Source organism: Myxococcaceae bacterium JPH2, from assembly GCA_016458225.1.
Taxonomy (GTDB): Bacteria; Myxococcota; Myxococcia; order Myxococcales; family Myxococcaceae; genus Citreicoccus.
Genome location: JAEMGR010000130.1, coordinates 1 through 275, shown reverse-complemented (window position 1 = coordinate 275; position 275 = coordinate 1). Strand labels below are relative to the sequence as shown.

The following is a 275-nucleotide window of genomic DNA, read 5'->3' as shown; positions in this document are numbered from 1 at the left end:
GGCCGCCACGGCCAGCAATTTTCTCTGGACCCTGCCGCTGGTTGCGCTGCCGCTCCTCTGGACCGGGGCGCCCTTGCCCAGCCCGACGGGCTGGCTGCTGGCGCTGACCTCGGGGGCGGTGACCTCGGGCCTGGGCTATGCGCTCTGGTATGCGCTGCTGCCGCAACTGGGCGCCGCCCGTGCCGCGGTGGCGCAACTTGCGGTGCCGGTGATCGCGCTGATCGCCGGCGCGCTGCTTCTGGCCGAACGGCCCGCGCCGGCCGCCCTCGCCGCCG

The 275-nt window shown here is 75.6% G+C and carries 1 protein-coding gene; it reads left to right on the top strand.

Annotation, left to right across the window (positions count from 1 at the left end; all coding sequences use genetic code 11):
- Nucleotides 1-275, top strand: a 275-nt coding sequence (locus JGU66_36435) for an EamA family transporter (protein MBJ6766265.1), incomplete at both ends; no start/stop codon positions are given.